18 protein-coding genes are annotated in these 18,230 nt (G+C 41.7%); 8 read left to right on the top strand and 10 right to left on the bottom strand.

Annotated features, from left to right (window positions below):
• The first annotated feature begins 149 nt into the window (after positions 1–149).
• Both TOL9009_RS0130400 and TOL9009_RS0130395 read left to right on the top strand, forming a co-directional pair.
• Positions 150–1,205: a WD40 repeat domain-containing protein gene (locus TOL9009_RS0130400; protein WP_029637201.1), complete on the top strand. Its 1,056-nt coding sequence runs from the start codon at positions 150–152 to the stop codon at positions 1,203–1,205.
• Positions 1,206–1,366: 161 nt separating this feature from the next.
• A complete protein-coding gene (locus tag TOL9009_RS0130395; RefSeq protein ID WP_029637200.1) occupies positions 1,367–2,824 on the top strand; it encodes an FAD-dependent oxidoreductase in 1,458 nt (485 codons plus the stop codon).
• A gap of 172 nt (positions 2,825–2,996) precedes the next feature.
• Here TOL9009_RS0130395 and TOL9009_RS0130390 read toward each other — a convergent pair whose 3' ends face one another.
• The 7 genes from TOL9009_RS0130390 to TOL9009_RS0130355 form a co-directional block, all read right to left on the bottom strand.
• Positions 2,997–3,215: a type II toxin-antitoxin system HicB family antitoxin gene (locus TOL9009_RS0130390; protein ID WP_029637199.1), complete on the bottom strand. Its 219-nt coding sequence runs from the start codon at positions 3,213–3,215 to the stop codon at positions 2,997–2,999.
• 248 nt (positions 3,216–3,463) lie between these two features.
• On the bottom strand, positions 3,464–3,784 hold the full coding sequence (locus TOL9009_RS0130385; RefSeq protein WP_029637198.1) for a hypothetical protein: 321 nt from the start codon (positions 3,782–3,784) through the stop codon (positions 3,464–3,466).
• 291 nt (positions 3,785–4,075) lie between these two features.
• A complete protein-coding gene (locus TOL9009_RS0130380; protein ID WP_029637197.1) occupies positions 4,076–4,369 on the bottom strand; it encodes a helix-turn-helix domain-containing protein in 294 nt (97 codons plus the stop codon).
• The gene (locus TOL9009_RS0130375) at positions 4,366–4,707 is read right to left on the bottom strand and encodes a type II toxin-antitoxin system RelE/ParE family toxin (RefSeq protein WP_029637196.1); all 342 of its coding nucleotides are present in this window, start codon (positions 4,705–4,707) and stop codon (positions 4,366–4,368) included. Before TOL9009_RS0130375 ends, TOL9009_RS0130380 begins: the two co-directional genes overlap by 4 nt.
• 236 nt (positions 4,708–4,943) lie before the next feature.
• Complete coding sequence (locus TOL9009_RS0130370) at positions 4,944–5,567, bottom strand: cytochrome c oxidase subunit 3 (protein WP_029637195.1); 624 nt, start codon at positions 5,565–5,567, stop codon at positions 4,944–4,946.
• Positions 5,568–5,801: 234 nt separating this feature from the next.
• On the bottom strand, positions 5,802–7,541 hold the full coding sequence (gene ctaD / locus TOL9009_RS0130360) for a cytochrome c oxidase subunit I (RefSeq protein WP_029637194.1): 1,740 nt from the start codon (positions 7,539–7,541) through the stop codon (positions 5,802–5,804).
• Between the two features lie 166 nt (positions 7,542–7,707).
• Entirely contained in the window at positions 7,708–8,790 is a 1,083-nt protein-coding gene (locus TOL9009_RS0130355; RefSeq protein WP_029637193.1) for a cytochrome c oxidase subunit II, read from the bottom strand.
• A 431-nt stretch (positions 8,791–9,221) separates the two neighbouring features.
• Here TOL9009_RS0130355 and TOL9009_RS0130350 point away from each other — a divergent pair, with 431 nt between their 5' ends.
• Together TOL9009_RS0130350 and TOL9009_RS0130345 are read left to right on the top strand one after the other, a co-directional pair.
• Positions 9,222–10,175, top strand: a complete 954-nt coding sequence (locus TOL9009_RS0130350; RefSeq protein WP_029637192.1) for a COX15/CtaA family protein — start codon at positions 9,222–9,224, stop codon at positions 10,173–10,175.
• A 105-nt stretch (positions 10,176–10,280) separates the two neighbouring features.
• Positions 10,281–11,231, top strand: coding sequence for a heme o synthase (locus tag TOL9009_RS0130345; protein ID WP_029637191.1), 951 nt, complete (start codon positions 10,281–10,283; stop codon positions 11,229–11,231).
• Positions 11,232–11,549: 318 nt separating this feature from the next.
• Here the strand turns inward: TOL9009_RS0130345 and TOL9009_RS0130340 are convergent, their stop codons facing one another.
• Positions 11,550–11,870, bottom strand: coding sequence for an RNA recognition motif domain-containing protein (locus tag TOL9009_RS0130340; protein WP_029637190.1), 321 nt, complete (start codon positions 11,868–11,870; stop codon positions 11,550–11,552).
• Between the two features lie 384 nt (positions 11,871–12,254).
• Between TOL9009_RS0130340 and TOL9009_RS0130335 the strand changes: the two genes are divergently transcribed.
• Positions 12,255–13,133, top strand: coding sequence for an MBL fold metallo-hydrolase (locus TOL9009_RS0130335; protein ID WP_029637189.1), 879 nt, complete (start codon positions 12,255–12,257; stop codon positions 13,131–13,133).
• Positions 13,134–13,292: 159 nt separating this feature from the next.
• Here TOL9009_RS0130335 and TOL9009_RS47990 read toward each other — a convergent pair whose 3' ends face one another.
• Positions 13,293–13,472, bottom strand: a complete 180-nt coding sequence (locus TOL9009_RS47990) for a hypothetical protein (RefSeq protein WP_029637188.1) — start codon at positions 13,470–13,472, stop codon at positions 13,293–13,295.
• Positions 13,473–13,749: 277 nt separating this feature from the next.
• Between TOL9009_RS47990 and TOL9009_RS42390 the strand changes: the two genes are divergently transcribed.
• The 3 genes from TOL9009_RS42390 to TOL9009_RS0130315 all read left to right on the top strand — a co-directional run bounded on the left by TOL9009_RS42390 (position 13,750) and on the right by TOL9009_RS0130315 (position 16,771).
• Entirely contained in the window at positions 13,750–14,487 is a 738-nt protein-coding gene (locus tag TOL9009_RS42390) for a TIR domain-containing protein (protein ID WP_051503153.1), read from the top strand.
• A 30-nt stretch (positions 14,488–14,517) separates the two neighbouring features.
• Positions 14,518–16,068: a tetratricopeptide repeat protein gene (locus tag TOL9009_RS42385; protein ID WP_051503152.1), complete on the top strand. Its 1,551-nt coding sequence runs from the start codon at positions 14,518–14,520 to the stop codon at positions 16,066–16,068.
• Between the two features lie 139 nt (positions 16,069–16,207).
• Positions 16,208–16,771: a Uma2 family endonuclease gene (locus TOL9009_RS0130315; protein ID WP_029637187.1), complete on the top strand. Its 564-nt coding sequence runs from the start codon at positions 16,208–16,210 to the stop codon at positions 16,769–16,771.
• A gap of 116 nt (positions 16,772–16,887) precedes the next feature.
• Here TOL9009_RS0130315 and TOL9009_RS0130310 read toward each other — a convergent pair whose 3' ends face one another.
• Positions 16,888–18,069, bottom strand: coding sequence for a low temperature requirement protein A (locus TOL9009_RS0130310; RefSeq protein WP_029637186.1), 1,182 nt, complete (start codon positions 18,067–18,069; stop codon positions 16,888–16,890).
• Positions 18,070–18,230: the final 161 nt, after the last annotated feature.

The raw sequence follows: 18,230 nt of genomic DNA, 5'->3' as shown, positions 1-18,230 counted from the left end.
ACGCGAAATTTCGCGTCTCTACAAAAGTGAGGTAGAGACGTTCCGGCGCAACGTCTCGTAACTTATAAGTTATAACGCTCCACTAGGAAGCTTTAAAAAGCTGAGTTTCCCGCATCCCGATATTTTTTATGAAAAAGTGAGGAAAAAGAGTGAGGAGTAAGGGAAAAAATAAGGGCGCTATTTTCTTTCGCCCATATATTATTTTTGCATTTGCTACAGCTGTTGCCCTTCCTGTTACGTTCTGGGAAGGGTTTTGTGTTCGTGCGGCTGATGCTACTTTTGAAGTAATACCATCCCAAGCTCCTCAAAGCTTTGCTAATCCACAGTTACTTTACACTTTTAGTGGACACGCGGGAACGATTAAATCTTTAGCCTTCAGTCCAGATAGCAAGATTGTGGTGAGTGGGGGTGCTGATAATGAAGGTGTAATTCGTTTGTGGAATACTAAGACTGGTAAAAGGGTAGGGACTATTCGCAAAGCACACAAAACAGCTGTGGAATCTTTGTTGATTTCACCAGATGGGAAAACTTTAGTAAGCTGTGGTAATGACAATTTTATCAATCTTTGGAACCTGAAAAGGAATTACTTTACCCGTTCTTTTGTCGGGCATAGCAGTAGTATATTGTCTTTAGCTGTGTCGCCTGATAGTAAGGTTCTTGTTAGCGGTGCTTTAGATGGTATTCGCATGTGGGATTTATTACAGCAGCGACCCCTAGCGACTCTGGCACGCTTTGATAATGCAATTTTTACTCTGGCAATAAGTCCTGATGGTCAGACCCTTGCTAGCGGTGATAATAAAGGTGTAATTAAACTATGGGATTTGAGTACTGGTAAGTTAATTCGGGGATTTCCAGCCCATTCTAATATAGTCAGTGCGGTAGTTTTTACACCAGACGGGAAAAGTTTAGTTACTGCGAGTCGCGATCGCACGATTAAACTTTGGAATTTGAACACTGGAGAACTAAGTAAAACTCTCACCGGACATGATAACTGGGTGAATGCGATCGCTATAAATCCTGATGGACAAACTTTAGCTAGTGCTGGTAGAGATGGAATTAAAGTGTGGAATTTGACTACAGGTGAGTTAATCAAGACACTTTACGCTCACTCAGATTGGGTGAGTGCGATCGCTTTTAGTCCTGATGGTCAAATGCTCGCTAGCGGTGGTTTTGATAAAAAAGTTAAACTTTGGCACAGTCAGTAAATAAAAGTAAGCGATCGGACGTACTTGTGCAGCTTTGTGTTAAGCACAAATATAATTAGATAAGGATGTCCAAGACCAAAAAAAGTTCTAAAAATTGGGCTAAAATTAGAAAATTTGTTTAGCCTAATAATATACCACAAAACTTTTTTGCAAGAGGTCTAATGAATCACTTCTACAAGAAAAATGTTGTCATTATGGGAGGAAGTCCTGCGGGATTAGGCACAGCTTTAATGTTAGCGAAAAGAGGCTGGAAAGATATTACAGTTATTGAAAAAAGACCATCAGCAGATTATTACGAACCAGATAAATCCTTTAGTTATCAAATTGATGGTCGAGGGCAAAAATTAACTGATTTGTTAGAACTAACTGCCAAACTAGCTGATTTGAGTGTCCCTAATACCGAATTTTATTTGACTCTCATTCAAAAAGACGGCACACGCAAAACAACGAAACTACCCATTGCTGATTCTAAACGCAAGACTGCTTACTGGTTGCCAAGAGCATCTTTTGTGGATTTACTTTACCAAGAAATTCATCAACACTGGCAAGATTCAATTCAGGTCTTATTTAATACTGAATGTGTAGAAATTAAACAACATGTAGAGCATTTAGAAATTATTACTCAATCTCAAAGAGAGGAAAAATTGAGCTTTATTCCTACTCTGTTAGTAGGTTGTGATGGCTTAAGCTCTATTGTGCGTCAAACTCTTCATCAAATGGAAGGTGAATCACATTCCTTTGAGATGCAAAAATTTCCTTCTCCTAGTTCTGGTTTAAAATACAAAGTTCTCACTTTACCTCCTCAATTTCCCTTATCAGAGTCAGAAGGAGATTTATCACAAACTACAATGGCTTATGCTATTAGGTCTACTTTTAAAGGACGGAAAAAAGCAATTTCTCTGGGGTTATTACCCTTTAAAAATCCTCATCAACCAAGGACTGCAAATATTATTACCTACCCAGATCATGAAATCTGGCAATTAGAAACCAAAGAAGAAGTTAAAGAATTCCTGAAAGAAGCATTTCCTCAACTTCCCCTAGAAAAAATTATTTCTCCGGAAGAAATAGCCAGATTTGCATCTAGTGATGGGGGTAAATTTCCTATTCCTCAATATTGTTCTTCTTTGTATCAAATTTGGGGAAAACCTGAAGATAACCAAGGAACAGCGGTAATTTTATTGGGAGATGCAGCTCATTGTTTTCCTCCGGACATTGGACAAGGCGTTAATTCTGCCTTAGAAGATGTTTATCAAATACATGAAATTTTGGCAGCAACTCAAGATAATCTCTCTCAAGCACTTCCTCGGTATGAAAGCTTACGCCAACCAGATATTAAAGCCTTAATCCGCTTAGTACAAATTAGTTATCCTTGGCAATATAATCAAGACCCTTTACAGAAGCGATTATGGAGTTTAAACTTCTTTGTGCGCTTACTTTTGAATCGTTTATTCCCTTTTATATTTAATCCCCATTCCTTTTTACTGATTCAAAATCATGAACTATCTTACTCAGAAATTCTCGTTAAAAGTAACAGAACGACTCAAGTTTTAGCTATTTTAGGAGGATTGGTAATATTGACTTTAATGGTGAATCTTATAACTTATACCAATTCTATCTGAGGTTGCGCTTTATTCGCCCCTGCGCTCCCGCGCACGCGATCGCGTTCAGGCGCTTTAGCCTGGGGCTATACAAACAAAGCCCGCCTACGCGGGCTAATTAAATGCATCTACAACTTTTCACAATCTGCGGAATTTGACTAGAGGTGAGTTAATAAAGGCACTTTATGGACATTCAGATTGGGTGAGTGCGATCGCTAACCTTCATGTTCGCAGGTAAACTTCGTCCAAGGTCATCATAAGCTTCAACTACAGCAGCTAAAGCATCACGAACATTAATTAAAGCTTCCTCGACTGTATCTCCCTCAGTAACTAACTCTGGTAGAAGGGGCGATGTGACAGTGAAACCACCCTCAAGTTGCGGTGAAAGCACTAATGGTACTTTGTAAAGCATTGGAAATCATCCTTTTTTTGGCTTTTTCAGAAATAATCTGAGTGCCTGTAACTAGATTATCACCTTGAAATAGCTAATAAGTAGAGCTAGCATATAAGTTGGTTTATAGTGGTTTACACCAGGTTTTTATTTAAGCAATAATAAAAATTAACCCCTAAAACCAACGTTAGGCTCTAGAGGCGTGGGTTCTATGGTTTTGGGGATTAAAGACAGTGGAGAAATTTTTAGATAGCACTGAACGATTTATCTCACGGGGTTAATTTACTTCTTAAAATTTTTACGAGTTCTTCTCTTTTTTCCCAATTCTGCCAAATTTGATTTTGACATTTGTCCATTTCATCTCGTATATTCTCTGCGTTTATTCTTAATTCAGCAATTTCATGGAAATTTTCAGAAAAATTAGCTTCATTTATCAAATTATAATAATAGTCTATACGCGCTTCTAATTCTTTGTATTTTTCAGTTAAAAATGGATATATTTTATCTAGTTCTTCAATTTCAAATTTCATTCTATCTATAGACCAATTATTTCTTTGCTTGTAGTCTTTAGCCTCTTCAAAATGATACATATTTATTAATTACTCTTTTTCATTTTTCTGAAATTAGCTTTTATTAATGTTTAAAGTCATCAGTAATTTTACGGTTTGAATAATTCAACATTGTAGATTCTTCTATCGACGATACAATTTTATACCATTGACTTAATGTCGTCTAAATATTATTTCCCGACATTTTCACCAGATTAACAGGATCGCGACCTTTGGTAAAACAGCCTTGTCAAAGAGTGCGATCGCTCAGTTTAATAAAAAAGCACCTTTGTATAAAGTATACAAGAGTGCTTTACTTTTAATTTTGGCGTTTTAAGGTACATCTACTAATTCAAAACGTACTCGTTTACCAATGATTTTTGCTGCACGATCAATAGTATCTAAGGTTACGGATGTGTTGTTTGGATCTAAAAGTCTGTCAAGAGATGACCTGCTAGTTTTCATCTGTTTTGCCATGTCTGACTTAGTTAGCTTTTTCTCTTCCATCGCATGTTTAATTTGCCAAGCTATAACTCGCTTGATGGCAATTAAATTAATCTCTTCAAGTATGCCTTCTTCTTCTAGAAAATCATCAAGTGACGAACCAATATGTAAGTTGTTGTTCATCCTTTCACCTCTAATTTCCGCTCCTTCGCTAAATTCAACTCTTGTTTAGGAGTTTTTTGAGATTTTTTTATAAATCCATGAAGTAAAACCATCTCACCTTCATGAATACAAAACAGTACACGGGCTATACCTTGAGGTAAATTTGTACGGACTTCAAAAAGTCCATCACCCATTGGACGACAAATCGGCATTCCAATTGGAAAACCAAATTCGACTGTTTTAATGTCAGTACCGATCAACCTACGTTCTTCTCGATCTAAGTTTTTTAACCAATCACGAACTGGCTCCTTACCATTTTCATTTTGATAGAACTTTGCTGGAATTCGTTTCTCTGTCATATATCAAATCTGTTTAAACTAGTCAGACCTGATACTATTACTTTTGTACCTTTTTTGGTACTTTTAGTCAATACTGAATTTTTCATGTCTTTGTCCATGAGATTGCTTCGGACTGAGTACTACCAATCAGATTGCAACTTCGTATAAGCAAAAAATTTACTGAAATTGATAAAGCTTCTAATAAAAAACCTCCTGTTATAGGAGGTTTAGTTGTAGCATCAAGAAAAAATTGATACTTAAAGTAGGTATATCAAGCCGAAAAGGATAATCCAAATTACGTCAACGAAGTGCCAGTAAATTTCCGCAGCTTCGATGCCAAAGTGCTTTTCGCTATTGTAGTGATCCTTGGTGCGCGATCGCCACAATACCGCAAGAATCGCCAGAACACCGATGGTAACGTGCAATCCGTGGAAGCCAGTCAAAACGTAAAATGCACTAGCAAACAAATTCGTAGTTAAACCAAATTCTAGATGGGTATATTCATATACCTGACCTAGCAAGAAAGTAGTACCCATTACCGCAGTTATCGCCAACCAAATTCGCATACCCCGCGCATCATTCTTTTTAATGGCGGTGTCAGCATTGTGCATAACAAAACTGCTTGCAATCAGATTAACAGTGTTGACTGCGGGGAGCAACAATTCTAATTCTGGCGTGCCTTCTGGGGGCCACACAGGTAAACTAGCACGGAAAACGAGATAAGCTCCAAACAGTCCGATAAAAATCATCCCCTCAGCGATGAGGAAGACAATTAGACCAAATATGCGATGGTCTGGATGTTCTTCGTGATGAGCCTCTGTTGTCGCTGCGTGGTGATGGTTGAGAGCTATTTGAGCTGGGTCAATAGTTTGACTTTGCATGAATCTTTAACAAGGATAAAGTATTAAGGATGAAATATGAAGGATAGAGTATGAAGTATTATTTTTCATCCTCTATCCTTTATCAAGGAGGGGAAAAGGGGAAAGGAAAAAAGGGTTTTTTTAAGAGGGGTAAAGGGGAAGGGGTAAAGGGTAAAGGTATGGAAATAAAGAGTTACTTAAATCACTCATGATATTTTTCCCCTTTCCCCTTTCCCCTTTCCCCTTTCCCCCTCTTCATGATTTGCGGTCTTCGGGATTTGCCGCAACCGTTGGATCTGGTTCGGCACGTAATACAGAGTTAGGACCGCCAGACAAAACTGGATTGGGATCGTCTAGGGGTACACCTTCTTTCGCTTTTTCCAAACCGTAGTCGTAGGGTCCGGTAGCCAATACTGGAAGTTTGTCAAAATTCTCGATCGCTGGTGGTGAGGTAGTCATCCACTCTAAAGTAAGAGCATCCCAAGGATTGTTACCTGCTTTGGCACCATACATCCAACTCCAAATCGCATTGATAATGAAGGGGAATGTGGAAACCGCCAGTATATAAGCACCGTAAGTGCAGATTTCATTCAAAAATGTAAATTTGGGGTCATATTGGGCAACACGTCGGTTCATGCCCATCATTCCCAGCTTGTGCATGGGTAAGAATGCCATATTTAGACCGACGATAGTTAAGGCAAAGTGAACCTTACCCCAAAATTCGTTAAGCATTCGTCCCGTCATTTTCGGGAACCAGTGGTAAATCGCGGAATAAATGCCGAGAACGCTACCACCAAAAAGCACGTAGTGCAAGTGTGCGACAACAAAATAGGTGTCGTGGACGTGAATATCAAAAGGTACTGCCGCCAACATTACGCCACTGATTCCGCCAATTACAAAAGTGCCAACAAAGCCCATTGCAAACAACATGGCGGTTGTCAGGCGGATTTTGCCACCCCACATAGTTGCCAACCAGCTAAAAATTTTAATCCCGGTGGGTACGGCGATGATCATGGTGGTGATCATAAAGAACATCCGCAACCAACCGGGGATACCGCTGGTAAACATGTGGTGTGCCCAGACGATTAGTCCCAAAAAGCTGATAGCGAGACTGGAATAGGCGATCGCTTTATATCCGAAAATCGGCTTGCGGGAATTAACCGGAATCACTTCAGAAATCGCCCCAAAAAAGGGCAAAATCATGATGTAAACTGCTGGGTGCGAGTAAAACCAGAACATGTGCTGGTATACAACCGGATCGCCACCACCAGTCGGGTTAAAAAATGCTGTTCCGGCAATTAAGTCAAAAGACAACAAAATCAAGCCCGCTGCTAACACTGGGGTTGATACCAAAACCAGGGCTGAAGTAGAAAGCATTGCCCAGCAGAACAAGGGCATTTGGAAAAAACCCATACCGGGGGTACGCATCTTCAGCAAGGTGACAAGGAAATTAATTGCCCCCAAAATCGAAGATGTCCCCAGCAAAAGGACGCTCATAATCCATATTCCCTCACCCACTTGACCTGTAACCAAGCTCAAGGGAGGGTAGGAAGTCCAGCCGGCATCCGGTGCATCGCCTACCACTAAACTGCTGATGAGCAATATACCAGCTGGGGGAACCATCCAAAAAGCCACAGCATTCAAGCGGGGGAATGCCATATCTTTTGCCCCAATCATCAAGGGGATCAAGAAGTTAGCAAACCCCGCACCCGCAGGCACAATCCACAAGAAAATCATGATTGTGGCGTGCAGCGTAAACAAACTGTTATAAACTTCTGGCGTCACAAAATCTACTTCTGGCGTCCGTAGTTCGGTGCGAACTAAGTCAGCCATTACCCCACCGATGCAGTAAAAAATGAACGTACTAACCAGGTATTGAATTCCAATTACCTTATGGTCGGTGTTAAAGCCGAAGTAGTCTTGCCATTTTCTTTCCCCTGGTTCCTCATTGAGGGCAGGGGTATTCGCAGTTTCCTGCAACTGTGCTTGTGTCATAAAAGTCCTTTTGGTTGTTAGTTGTTTTACTTAACCACGGTTCTAATAGGGGCAGGGTTTTCCCGCTCATAATAACCACTAACACTGTACAGACGGGATTAATCGCGTCTCTACTAACCACTAACATTGTACAGACGCGATTAATCGCGTCTCTACTAACCAATAACTAATGGTGAATTTGATGAAGTATTGCTGGTTCAATTCCCATTTCCTTGGTATAAGGAGCGAGAAATTTATCTGGTGATATGTCGGCTGGATTGACGGCAACGGCTTGATTTAGGGTTTGGGTGCTGGCAACTAGTTGCTCTTGTATCCAGTTATCAAAAGCTTCCTGATTTTCCACAATAACTTGTGTTCTCATGGCACCGTGATACGGACCACAAAGTTCAGCACAAATCAGGTCATAATCACCTTCTTTTTTCGGTGTAAAGCGAACTTCAGTTTGCCGACCGGGAATTATATCTTGTTTGAGACGAAACTCTGGTACCCAGAAAGCGTGAATTACATCATTAGCGCTCATGTTGAGTTCCACTTCGCGTCCGACGGGAACGTGGAGTTCACCGGAGATAACTTCAGTTTCTGGATAGGTAAAAATAAACGCATACTGCATAGCCGTAACGTTCACTACCAGTGCCGGTGGTTTGCCTTCTTTTTCGGGAACCGGACCGATGGTGGGAGCAACAATACCTACACCAGGGGCATTTCGCAATTGAGGAATTTGATCGGCATTGCGGACTGCTGCTGTAGCGGGGTCTTGCATTGCCTCATCAGATTTTTCCTGATTAAGGTTGGGTTCTGTGCTGGGTGGAGTGTCGTTTAAAGTTGCGGCGATCGCTGCCCCAGGCATTGTCATCGACTGCTGCTGTAGAGGGGCTTCGTGAGCGGCGTGGGGGTCAAAGCCGCCCATTTCGTTATACACGTCGAAGCTGTAAACAGAAATACCGAGAACGATAATTGCTGGGATCGCTGTCCAAAGAATTTCTAAAGGTACGTTGCCTTCGACGGGTGGTCCATCTTCATTGTCGCCAGGACGACGACGGTATTTAATCGCACAATAAATCAAAACACCCTCGACGAGCAAAAATATACCCGTTGAGACGATCATCATCGTGTTAAACAGACCATCCATTAAATCGGCTTCGTCAGTTGCTGCTGTAGGCAACAGACCGTGATTTTGACCGTACCAGAGGCTGACCAGTGTCAGCAGGATGCCAATGAGTAACGTCCAGATTGAACTTGGAATTTTCACGGTTGATTAGAGTTAATGACTTTACTATTTTGGACAGAGCTGCTCACTTACTACGGTAGTCCAGCCTATAAGACATTGAGTGTATCGGTCTGAAATTTTTATTAATTTTTTTCGGGGCTTTTCTCATTTTGCCTTCAGGGGATTTGCTAGGTATTGCCAGGAATAGATGTAAATATCAGGCAAAAATTTAACAAAGAATTTAGATAAGTTAAATCATTGCCATTAATCAAGTGCTGGCAAAAGAGAAAATTCTCTAAAGCTTTTGGCTAAAAGTCGATTCGTTCATTCACAGTATAAATCAGAGCTAATCTTTAACCTTGGTTTATACGCTAGGGTGGAAATGAAAAGGACACTTGCGCTTTTGAGGCAGAGTGTATCCTAACTTACAAATTTTAGAAGGCGTACAAACAGCTGGTGTGAAGGTATCATTCATGAGCGAATTTGTCCTAGAACAACAAAATGAAGCGGCACAAGAGCAGCAAAAACCCAAGGAAATGATTCGTCGCTTGGTGTGGAAAATTTGTGTAGCCACCTTAATTTTGATGGCAATAGGCAGTGCCACCCGCGTGATGAATGCTGGACTCGCTTGCCCAGATTGGCCCTTGTGCTACGGGGAACTTGTGCCAGCTAAACAAATGAATTTCCAAGTTTTTCTGGAGTGGTTTCACAGATTAGATGCTTCGTTGATTGGATTGAGCGCGATCGCTCTTGCCACATTAAGCTGGTGGCATCGTCGATATGTACCCAGATGGCTTCCTTGGGCTTCTCTTTTCTCGCTGTTTTTAATTGTCTTCCAAGGCATTTTGGGTGGACTCACCGTTACTGAACTTTTGCGCTTTGATATCGTTACCGCGCATTTGGCAACGGCATTGTTATTTTTCATTACTCTACTAGTTATCGGCACGGCACTCGCCCCCTACCAAGGAACTGGAACTGTTGGTAAGTTACCTTGGGTAAGTTTAACTGCCGCAATTTTGGTTTATCTACAAAGTTTGCTTGGTGCTTTGGTCGGATCTCGCTGGGCACTACATCAATGCTTTGGCGGTTCTGAACTTTGTGCTGTAATGTACAGTCATATCGGTGGGGTGATACCGCCAACTGTCGCAACTTTGGCTGTAGTATTTCTCTCGTTGCGTACACCAGCACTACATCCAGCTTTGCGACAATTAGCTAAGATAACTGCTGGACTGCTATTTTTACAGATTTTGTTGGGAGTTGCCACTTTTAAGTTACATCTCCAAGTCGAGCCTCTAACCGTTTCTCACCAACTTATCGGCGCCTGTTTGCTGGGTACTTTGGTAATTTTCACGGTTCTCTCATTGCGTGATTTGGCTAATAGTCGTGGTATTAATGCTTACTCATCTGTAGATGGAGTGAATCCATAACCAAGAAGGCAAGTGCTAAAAGTCTGTCTTGTTGTTGGACTATGAAAGCCAGAGGCAACGAAAATAGCACAGAAGTTATTGAACAAATAAGGAATTAGGGCAAACATGATTGAGACTAATGTCTCGAAGCACCACCAAACATTTCCCCAAGTTATTCAAAGTTACTATCAGCTGACTAAGCCTCGGATTATTCCGCTGCTATTGATTACTACTGCTGGTAGTATGTGGATTGCCGGTGAGGGAAAAGTAGATCCATTGCTGTTGTTAGTAACTCTAACTGGTGGTACTTTGGCAGCTGCTAGCGCTCAAACGATTAATTGTATCTATGACCGAGATATTGATTATGATATGGAGCGCACACGCCATCGTCCTTTGCCTTCGGGTAAAATACAGCCTCGTGATGCTTTGATTTTTGCGATCGCTCTTGCTGTAATTTCTTTTAGTCTGCTGACGGTATTCGCCAATTTACTAGCTGCAATGCTGGCAATGTCTGGTATTGTATTTTATATTCTGGTATACACTCATTGGCTCAAACGCTCTAGCACCCAAAACATTGTCATTGGTGGAGCTGCGGGAGCGATCCCGGCGCTGGTTGGTTGGGCAGCTGTTACGGGAACTTTAAGTTGGGTTGCTTGGTTACTTTTTGCCATCGTCTTTGTCTGGACACCTCCCCATTTCTGGGCTTTGGCGTTGATGATTCGGGATGATTACGCAAAAGTAGGGATACCAATGTTACCAGTTGTCGCCGGTAATGAAGCGACGGTGCGACAAATTTGGTTTTACTCGCTGGTTTTGGTGCCAACCACACTGCTGTTAGTTTATCCGTTACACGCAACGGGAATTGTGTATGCGGCGATCGCAATTGCTTTGGGAGGATTATTTATTCTCAAAGCTTGGCGTTTGTTACAAAATCCAGGCGATCGCACTTTGGCTAAAGATTTATTTCTCTATTCCATCTCTTACATGATGCTGTTGTGTCTGAGTATGGTGATTGATAGTCTTCCCCTAACTCATCGTGTAATTAGTTTTGTGGCAGGTCATACCAATTATTTGTGAAGTTGCATAGAATTTTACCCCACCCCACCCTAACCCTCCCCGCTTGCGGGGAGGGTTAGGGTGGGGTTCTTTATTATGCAACTTCATATTAAATTGGTATCAGTTGCATCATTGTTAGTTAATTGGCGCAAATAAACCGGGTTTTTCGGAAAAACCCGGTCAATGAAAATGTGCGATCTTGTTGTAAAGAACACGCTACGCGATCGCCAAAAAAATGTGCGTTTCCTAACCGCTTTGAAAATGCCAAAAAAGGCTCAAGCGTTAATTACTTGAGCCTTTTCTAAATTCAATTAACTTAACAATTCCATCTAAGAAGGTTTAGTAACGATTGCGGTTGTAGCCACCGCCACCGCCACCGCCACCGCCACGATTACCACCACCGAAAGAACCTCTGTCTTCCTTGGGTTTAGCTTTGTTAACTTTGAGATCGCGTCCCATCCATTCAGCACCATCAAGCGCGTCGATGGCAGCTGTTTCTTCAGCTTCTGAACCCATTTCGACAAAAGCAAAGCCACGTAAACGACCTGTTTCACGGTCGGTAGGCAACTGAACTCGTTTTACAGAACCATATTCTGCAAAAACAGAACTCAGAGCGTCTTGTGTAACTTCATAAGAGAGGTTACCTACATAAATAGACATAGATTGTCTCCAAAATCATGAGTGTGCGGAGATTTAGATTTCGGAGAGAAGTCTGTAAACACCAAAAGAAGAATACCTGTCAATGCTAAAAACAAACGCTGTCGCCGAATTAATTCTCATATTGATGATAGCATAGCGAGTAACTTTTCAGGGGAAGGTACAAAAAATATCATGAAATGTGTACTTTAGGGCGTAGGTGCTTACAAGGCTTGTCGCAAGAGATCGCTTGGAAAAATAGTGATTTAAGCTGGTAGATGAAGAATTTTTTCGTGCGCGAAGCGCGTTTCTCAGATATATCACTAAGAGTCTTTTGGCGTTTTTGCTAACCTAGTAATGAAGGGTTGATTGCCCAGCCACCTGCTGAGTGGGTAAAAGAGGTTTAACATGGCTCATTTAAATCTGCGACGTCCGGAAAATGTCACCGGCGATTTTTATGTCGATACTTCCTGTATTGATTGTGACACCTGTCGCTGGATGGCTCCGGAAGTCTTTGTTGAAGTTGGTGAACAATCGGCAGTTCATCATCAACCAGGTAATGAAACGGAACGATTGGCTGCGCTACAAGCTTTGTTGGCTTGTCCAACAAGTTCCATTGGTACAATCGAGAAGCCGCAAGATATCAAATACGCTCAATTGAGTTTTCCAATTTTAGTTGCCGAAAATGTTTATCACTGTGGTTATCATTCGGAAGATTCTTTTGGTGCTGCTAGTTATTTGATTCAATTACCAGAAGGTAATGTTTTGGTGGATTCTCCCCGGTTTACACCTCCGTTGGTGAAGCGGATAGAAAAGATGGGGGGGATACGTTATATGTATATGACTCACAAAGATGATGTAGCGGATCATCAAAAGTTTGCCGAACATTTTGAGTGTCAGCGCATTCTTCACACTGACGAGATTACAACTTCTACTCGCGATGTAGAAATTCAACTAACTGGTAGTGAACCATTTGAGTTAACTCCTGAATTGTTAATTATTCCCGTTCCCGGTCATACTAAAGGACACACTGTTTTACTTTACAAACAGAAGTTTCTTTTTACTGGCGATCATCTCGCTTGGTCTGATACATATAAACATTTGATTGGCTTTCGTACTGTCTGCTGGTATTCTTGGTCAGAACAGCTTAAATCAATGCGAAATTTAGCTAATTATACATTTGAATGGGTGTTACCAGGTCATGGGCGACGATATCATGCTGATGCTGAAATGATGAATCAGCAGATGCACAAGTGTATTGAGTGGATGGAATCGCCTGAAGGGTAAGTATAAAAAATTTATTTTTCAGCGTTGCTGAATTAAAATCCCAAATCCCTAATATATCAAGGGAGACGTTCCATCGGAACGTCTCTACTAATTTTAATTATTGTTCAGAAACTAATACAAATACCAAATTTTTCTCACCATCGACTGGCTGATAATAAATCAGCATTCGTGAAGAGTCAGCCCAGAAATCTCTAAGCACAGTTTTGCGTAAAAGTGTAGTGTTTTTAAATGTATTGGCATTGCATCGGGATGCATTAACATTGCATCGGGTTGCATTAACATTGCATCGGCTTGCATTAACATTGCATCGGCTTGCATTAACATTGCATCGGCTTGCATTCACATTGCATCGGCTTGCATTCACATTGCATCGGCTTGCATTCACATTGCATCGGCTTGCATTGGCATTGCATCGGGTTGCATTGGCATTGCACGGGGTTGCGAGATTTAATTCGTAGCGTTCGTTTTGAAAGGCAGAGGAGCGCAGGGTGATGCAGAGTTTTTGTGATAAATTTATGCAAAATTGTACTTAGAAACATTTTATGTCAAGCTTTTATCTAGAAAAATGTACTTATATATTCATATACAGTAATTAAAGAAAGTAGATTTAAAGAATATGTCTAACGCAGTTAAAGTATTTTTTTCCTACTCCCACAAAGATGAAGCGTTGCGAGACGATTTGGCAACTCATCTGAGCTTGATGAAACGTCAGGGAGTGATTGAAGCTTGGCACGATCGCGAAATCAGTGCCGGTAGTGAATCAGCAAATGCGATCGATGATAATTTTAACGCTGCGGATATCATTTTGTTGCTGGTAAGCGCTAACTTTCTGGCTTCAGATGATTGTTACGACATTGTGCAGCGAGCAATGGAGCGACATGAAACGCGGGAAGCTCGCGTAATTCCCATTATTCTTAAGCCGACAGACTGGAATGGTGCGCCTTTTGGTAAACTGCAAGCACTCCCCAAAAATGCTAAAGCTGTCACAACCTGGCAAGACCAAGATGAGGCTTTTTTAAATGTTGCTCAAGGAATTCGCAGGGTAGTTGAAGATATTGCGAAATCAAAAACTTCCTCAACTGCTTCTGGAAGTACTACACTTGCAACTTTCATCTCTCCTGCAACGAGTGGGGGTTTAACTGATCGCCAACGTCGTAGATTAGAGGAAGAACACAATTCACTGCAACAACAGTATGACTTGGCTAGCACAAAATTAGGTAAGCTAGGCCTAGCACACTCGATTGAAACGGATACAGCGACAAAGTTTAAGCTAGAGAAACAAATTCAGGAAAGCCAAACAGAACGAAATCAGTTGGAGCAGCAGCTTCAGGAAATCGAGCAAAAGCTTATGTAGTTTCTTCTAAGCATATAAATAATAACCCTTATGCAATCTGTTGAAGTTTTTATTTCTTACCACGAAAAAGATAACGACTTACGGGAAGAGTTAGAGAAGCATCTAGCGTCTTTGCAGTGGGAAAATATTATTACAAGTTGGAGCGATCGCCAAATCGTCGCTGGGCAAGAATTCAAAGGTGAAATTGACAAGTCTCTTAACCAAGCTGGGCTTATCCTGTTGCTGGTGAGTTCAGATTTCATTGCTTCAGATTATCATTGGACAGTTGAAGTTACACGCGCATTAGAACGGAATGCAGCAGGAAAGGCTAGTGTTATCCCGGTGTTACTGCGTTATGCGGATTGGAACACCCCTCCCATTGATAAACTATCTCCGTTGCCTAGTAATCGTAAACCAATAAAAACCTGGGCTGACCGAGATGAGGCATTCTTAGAAGTTGTTAAAGGAATTCGGCAGGAGGTTAAGCGATTAGTTGCTAACTCCAATTACTCACCCCCTAAAGAAGATGAAGACACAAACCAGTATAATGATCAACTAGATAGACTTCTCCGGGAATTAGATAGTAAACCTGATTACAAGGCGTCTTTATCTTCTTCAAAGGAGGACTATCAGCAAAAGTTGCGACAATATGAGCAAGAATTAATCAAAGTCCTTCAATGGGAGTATCCACTCAGTGACCATAGCCGTGAAGGATTAAAGAATTATCAGCAGATGCTAAAACTCAGGGATGAGGATGCAACCCTGATTGAAAAGCAAGTCACTGCACAAGAGCTAGAAAAGCGCCAATATCAAGTCACAAGCCTGATTAACGAAGCAGATCGTTTACGTGAAGATAAAAAGTTTGAGGAAGCAGCCCTCAAATACAAAGCAGCCCTCCGTTTTGACCCGAATTCCGTGTATGCTCACAATTGTCTGGGAATAGCGCTGTACTATCAAGGGAAGCTAGATGAAGCGATCGCGCGCTATCAAAAAGCCTTGCAAATCGACCCAAACTATGTAACTGCTCACAATAACTTGGGGTTAGCGCTGGAAAAGCAAGGCAAAGTAGAGGAAGCGATCGCCTATTACCGCCAAGCCTTGCAAATCGACCCAAACTATGCATTTGCTCACTATAACTTGGGGTTAGCGCTGAAAAATCAAGGGAAACTAGAACAAGCGATCGCCTCTTACCGTCAAGCCTTGCAAATCACCCCAAACTATGCGAACGCTCACATTGGACTGGGGAATGCGCTGTACAATCAAGGCAAAGTAGATGATGCGATCGCCTCTTACCGTCAAGCCTTGCAAATCAACCCAAACGATGCAATCGCTCACTATAACCTGGGGTTAGCGCTGAATAATCAAGGGAAGCTAGAGGAAGCGATCGCCTCTTACCGCCAAGCCTTGCAAATCAACCCAAACGATGCATTTGCTCACAATAACCTGGGGTTAGCGCTGAATAATCAAGGGAAGCTAGAGGAAGCGATCGCTGAATTAGAAATAGCTGTTCATCTCGATCCTAGCAGCAATCTTTTTCGTGAAAACTTAGAGATTTATAGAAATAAGAAGAAGGGTTTTTTGGGGCGTTTATTTGGTGGGTAAAATATTCTCAGTTTTATTCATCTTAACGGTGTACGTAGGCGTAGCCCGTCGTAGACATAAACTGTTGTTGTTTACGATGCGATGCTAGAAACTTTGCAACCATTTTATAGTAGTTGTGAGACGATAAAATTTTGAGGCAATGACAACAGCACTTACTCCGTCCCTCACCCTCGAAGAATTCCTCAAACTACCAGAAACCAAACCTGTTAGTGAATTTATTGCTGGTCAAATTCACCAAAAACCCATGCCTCAAGGTAAACATTCTCGTCTGCAACTCAAGTTTTGTGATACTGTTAATCAAGTTGCAGAAGCCTCACAAATTGCCCTAGCCTTTCTGGAATTGCGGTGTACATTTGGTGGACGTTCAATTGTTCCCGACGCTACGGTATTCCTTTGGGAACGAATTGCGTTTGAAGCGGATGGTGAAGTACCCAATGCCTTTGAAAGTTATCCAGATTGGACGGTAAAAATTCTTTCTCCTGAACAAAGAGCGACCAAAGTCATCAGTAATATTTTACACTGTCTCAAACATGGAACTCAGTTAGGATGGTTAATTGATCCAGAGGAGCGGTTAATTTTAGCATTCATTTCCGGACAGCAACCGATAGAATTAATAGGTAGCGATCGCCTTCCAATACCAAAATTTTTAACATTAGATTTGACGGTTGAGGAGGTTTTTGGATGGCTGAAAGTAACTAGATAATATGCGCGACCTCAGGCTGGAAGCCTGGGGCTAAAAGAACGTTCGCGCAGCGTCCCGAAGGGAAGCCCACCTGCGTGGGCTAAATTAGGCGCATCTTCATAGAGAAATGGTATAAGTTAAATCTCTGGTTCGCTTAAGCGAGTGGTGGGACGACTTTGGGAGAAGTCTTGAATAACTTGTACAACACAAACTAAAGCTAGGAGTCCGATGACGGCAATCGGTAACAAAGATGAACCAAAAATTGCGATCGCCAACACAATAGGAACAGCCGCAATTCGATATTTGGCGCGGATTTTGCAGTAGCGAATTACTCCTAACTGGTGGAGAATACTTAATATTAGCCAGCATAAAGCTACCGCTCCACAAATTAGCCAGCGGACTGCATCGGGTAAAGCTATTTGCTGCTCGCTCAGTAATACTTTTTCTACACCAACTCCAGTTGCAGCAATGCCAATCACTAGGGGTAGATGAGTGTAGAGCCAAATCATCATCGGACCGATTTTTCCTTCTGTCCGCGCTTTTTGAATCGGTGTACCACCTAGATTATCAAAGTAAACCCACCACAAACTAAAAGCAATACCTAAACCAAAGAAAGCTGCGATCGCACTGAAAACATCCCATTTCTGCTCGGAAACACCATTAACGACGGCGATAATAGCCTCACCCAAAACAATCATTGTGAAAAGTCCGAAACGCTCCGGTAAGTGGGAAGCGTGAGGGGGCAATTGTATTTGTATCTTGCTGCATATCAATGGTGTGGCAAAATCAATGACTAGTCCCAAAACCCAAAATCCAAACCGCCAAGGAGTTGGTATAAATGCGGATATGAGCCAACACAAAGCAGCAGCAGCAAAACCTGTAGCATAATAATTTGTCAAAATCCGTGCTGTGGGTATGTGCATTCCGGCACGGATATATTCGGCGACAAGCACAGCACGACCGAGAGCGTAACAAAGAGCAAAACCAGCCGAACTATCACTCAAACCGTGGTGTATATTAATAGCTAATGCCGCTGCTGCCAGCATCTGTAAACCAGTCAGCAACCGATGTCCCACATCATCGCTATCAAAGCGGTTGGCGTACATTGTACTGCCAATCCATGACCACCAAACTGGTATAAATAGAACAACAAAGCTAAAAAAACCAGATAAAGTGACATCATCATGGAGATTGTGTGCCAGTTGAGAAACTGCAACTACAAATACCAAATCATAAAAAAGTTCCAGCCAAGTAGCGCGACGTTCTTCTTCGATGTCTTCACCAATACGTAATCTTGGGGGTTGTAAAAAATTTGTCATACTGTTAAACGTGATTTGTATTTATTCTGTGTCAGATTTATCTAGTTTAGGACTTACGCACTCGTTACCAGAAAACAAGACTTTGAGATTGCTTCCTTACGTCGCAATGACGGAAATACGTAGTTCGTGCGTAAGTCCTGTAGCTTATAAGCCACATTCCG

Origin of the sequence: [Scytonema hofmanni] UTEX 2349 (assembly GCF_000582685.1) — a bacterium.
Classification (GTDB): domain Bacteria; phylum Cyanobacteriota; class Cyanobacteriia; order Cyanobacteriales; family Nostocaceae; genus Hassallia; species Hassallia hofmanni.
The sequence above is the reverse complement of the archived record's forward strand: the minus strand, read 5'-3'. Positions and strand labels throughout refer to the sequence as shown.

What these genes read in the sequence shown, in the direction of transcription:
- TOL9009_RS0130340 (WP_029637190.1), bottom strand. Translation starts at nt 11,870, where the DNA reads ATGTCTATTTATGTAGGTAACCTCTCTTATGAAGTTACACAAGACGCT.
- TOL9009_RS0130310 (WP_029637186.1), bottom strand. Translation starts at nt 18,069, where the DNA reads ATGACAAATTTTTTACAACCCCCAAGATTACGTATTGGTGAAGACATC.
- TOL9009_RS47990 (WP_029637188.1), bottom strand. Translation starts at nt 13,472, where the DNA reads ATGCAAGCCGATGCAATGTTAATGCAAGCCGATGCAATGTTAATGCAA.
- TOL9009_RS0130315 (WP_029637187.1), top strand. Translation starts at nt 16,208, where the DNA reads ATGACAACAGCACTTACTCCGTCCCTCACCCTCGAAGAATTCCTCAAA.
- TOL9009_RS0130350 (WP_029637192.1), top strand. Translation starts at nt 9,222, where the DNA reads ATGAGCGAATTTGTCCTAGAACAACAAAATGAAGCGGCACAAGAGCAG.
- TOL9009_RS0130385 (WP_029637198.1), bottom strand. Translation starts at nt 3,784, where the DNA reads ATGTATCATTTTGAAGAGGCTAAAGACTACAAGCAAAGAAATAATTGG.
- TOL9009_RS0130380 (WP_029637197.1), bottom strand. Translation starts at nt 4,369, where the DNA reads ATGAACAACAACTTACATATTGGTTCGTCACTTGATGATTTTCTAGAA.
- TOL9009_RS0130390 (WP_029637199.1), bottom strand. Translation starts at nt 3,215, where the DNA reads ATGCTTTACAAAGTACCATTAGTGCTTTCACCGCAACTTGAGGGTGGT.
- TOL9009_RS0130375 (WP_029637196.1), bottom strand. Translation starts at nt 4,707, where the DNA reads ATGACAGAGAAACGAATTCCAGCAAAGTTCTATCAAAATGAAAATGGT.
- TOL9009_RS0130370 (WP_029637195.1), bottom strand. Translation starts at nt 5,567, where the DNA reads ATGCAAAGTCAAACTATTGACCCAGCTCAAATAGCTCTCAACCATCAC.
- TOL9009_RS42385 (WP_051503152.1), top strand. Translation starts at nt 14,518, where the DNA reads ATGCAATCTGTTGAAGTTTTTATTTCTTACCACGAAAAAGATAACGAC.
- TOL9009_RS42390 (WP_051503153.1), top strand. Translation starts at nt 13,750, where the DNA reads ATGTCTAACGCAGTTAAAGTATTTTTTTCCTACTCCCACAAAGATGAA.
- TOL9009_RS0130335 (WP_029637189.1), top strand. Translation starts at nt 12,255, where the DNA reads ATGGCTCATTTAAATCTGCGACGTCCGGAAAATGTCACCGGCGATTTT.
- TOL9009_RS0130395 (WP_029637200.1), top strand. Translation starts at nt 1,367, where the DNA reads ATGAATCACTTCTACAAGAAAAATGTTGTCATTATGGGAGGAAGTCCT.
- ctaD (WP_029637194.1), bottom strand. Translation starts at nt 7,541, where the DNA reads ATGACACAAGCACAGTTGCAGGAAACTGCGAATACCCCTGCCCTCAAT.
- TOL9009_RS0130345 (WP_029637191.1), top strand. Translation starts at nt 10,281, where the DNA reads ATGATTGAGACTAATGTCTCGAAGCACCACCAAACATTTCCCCAAGTT.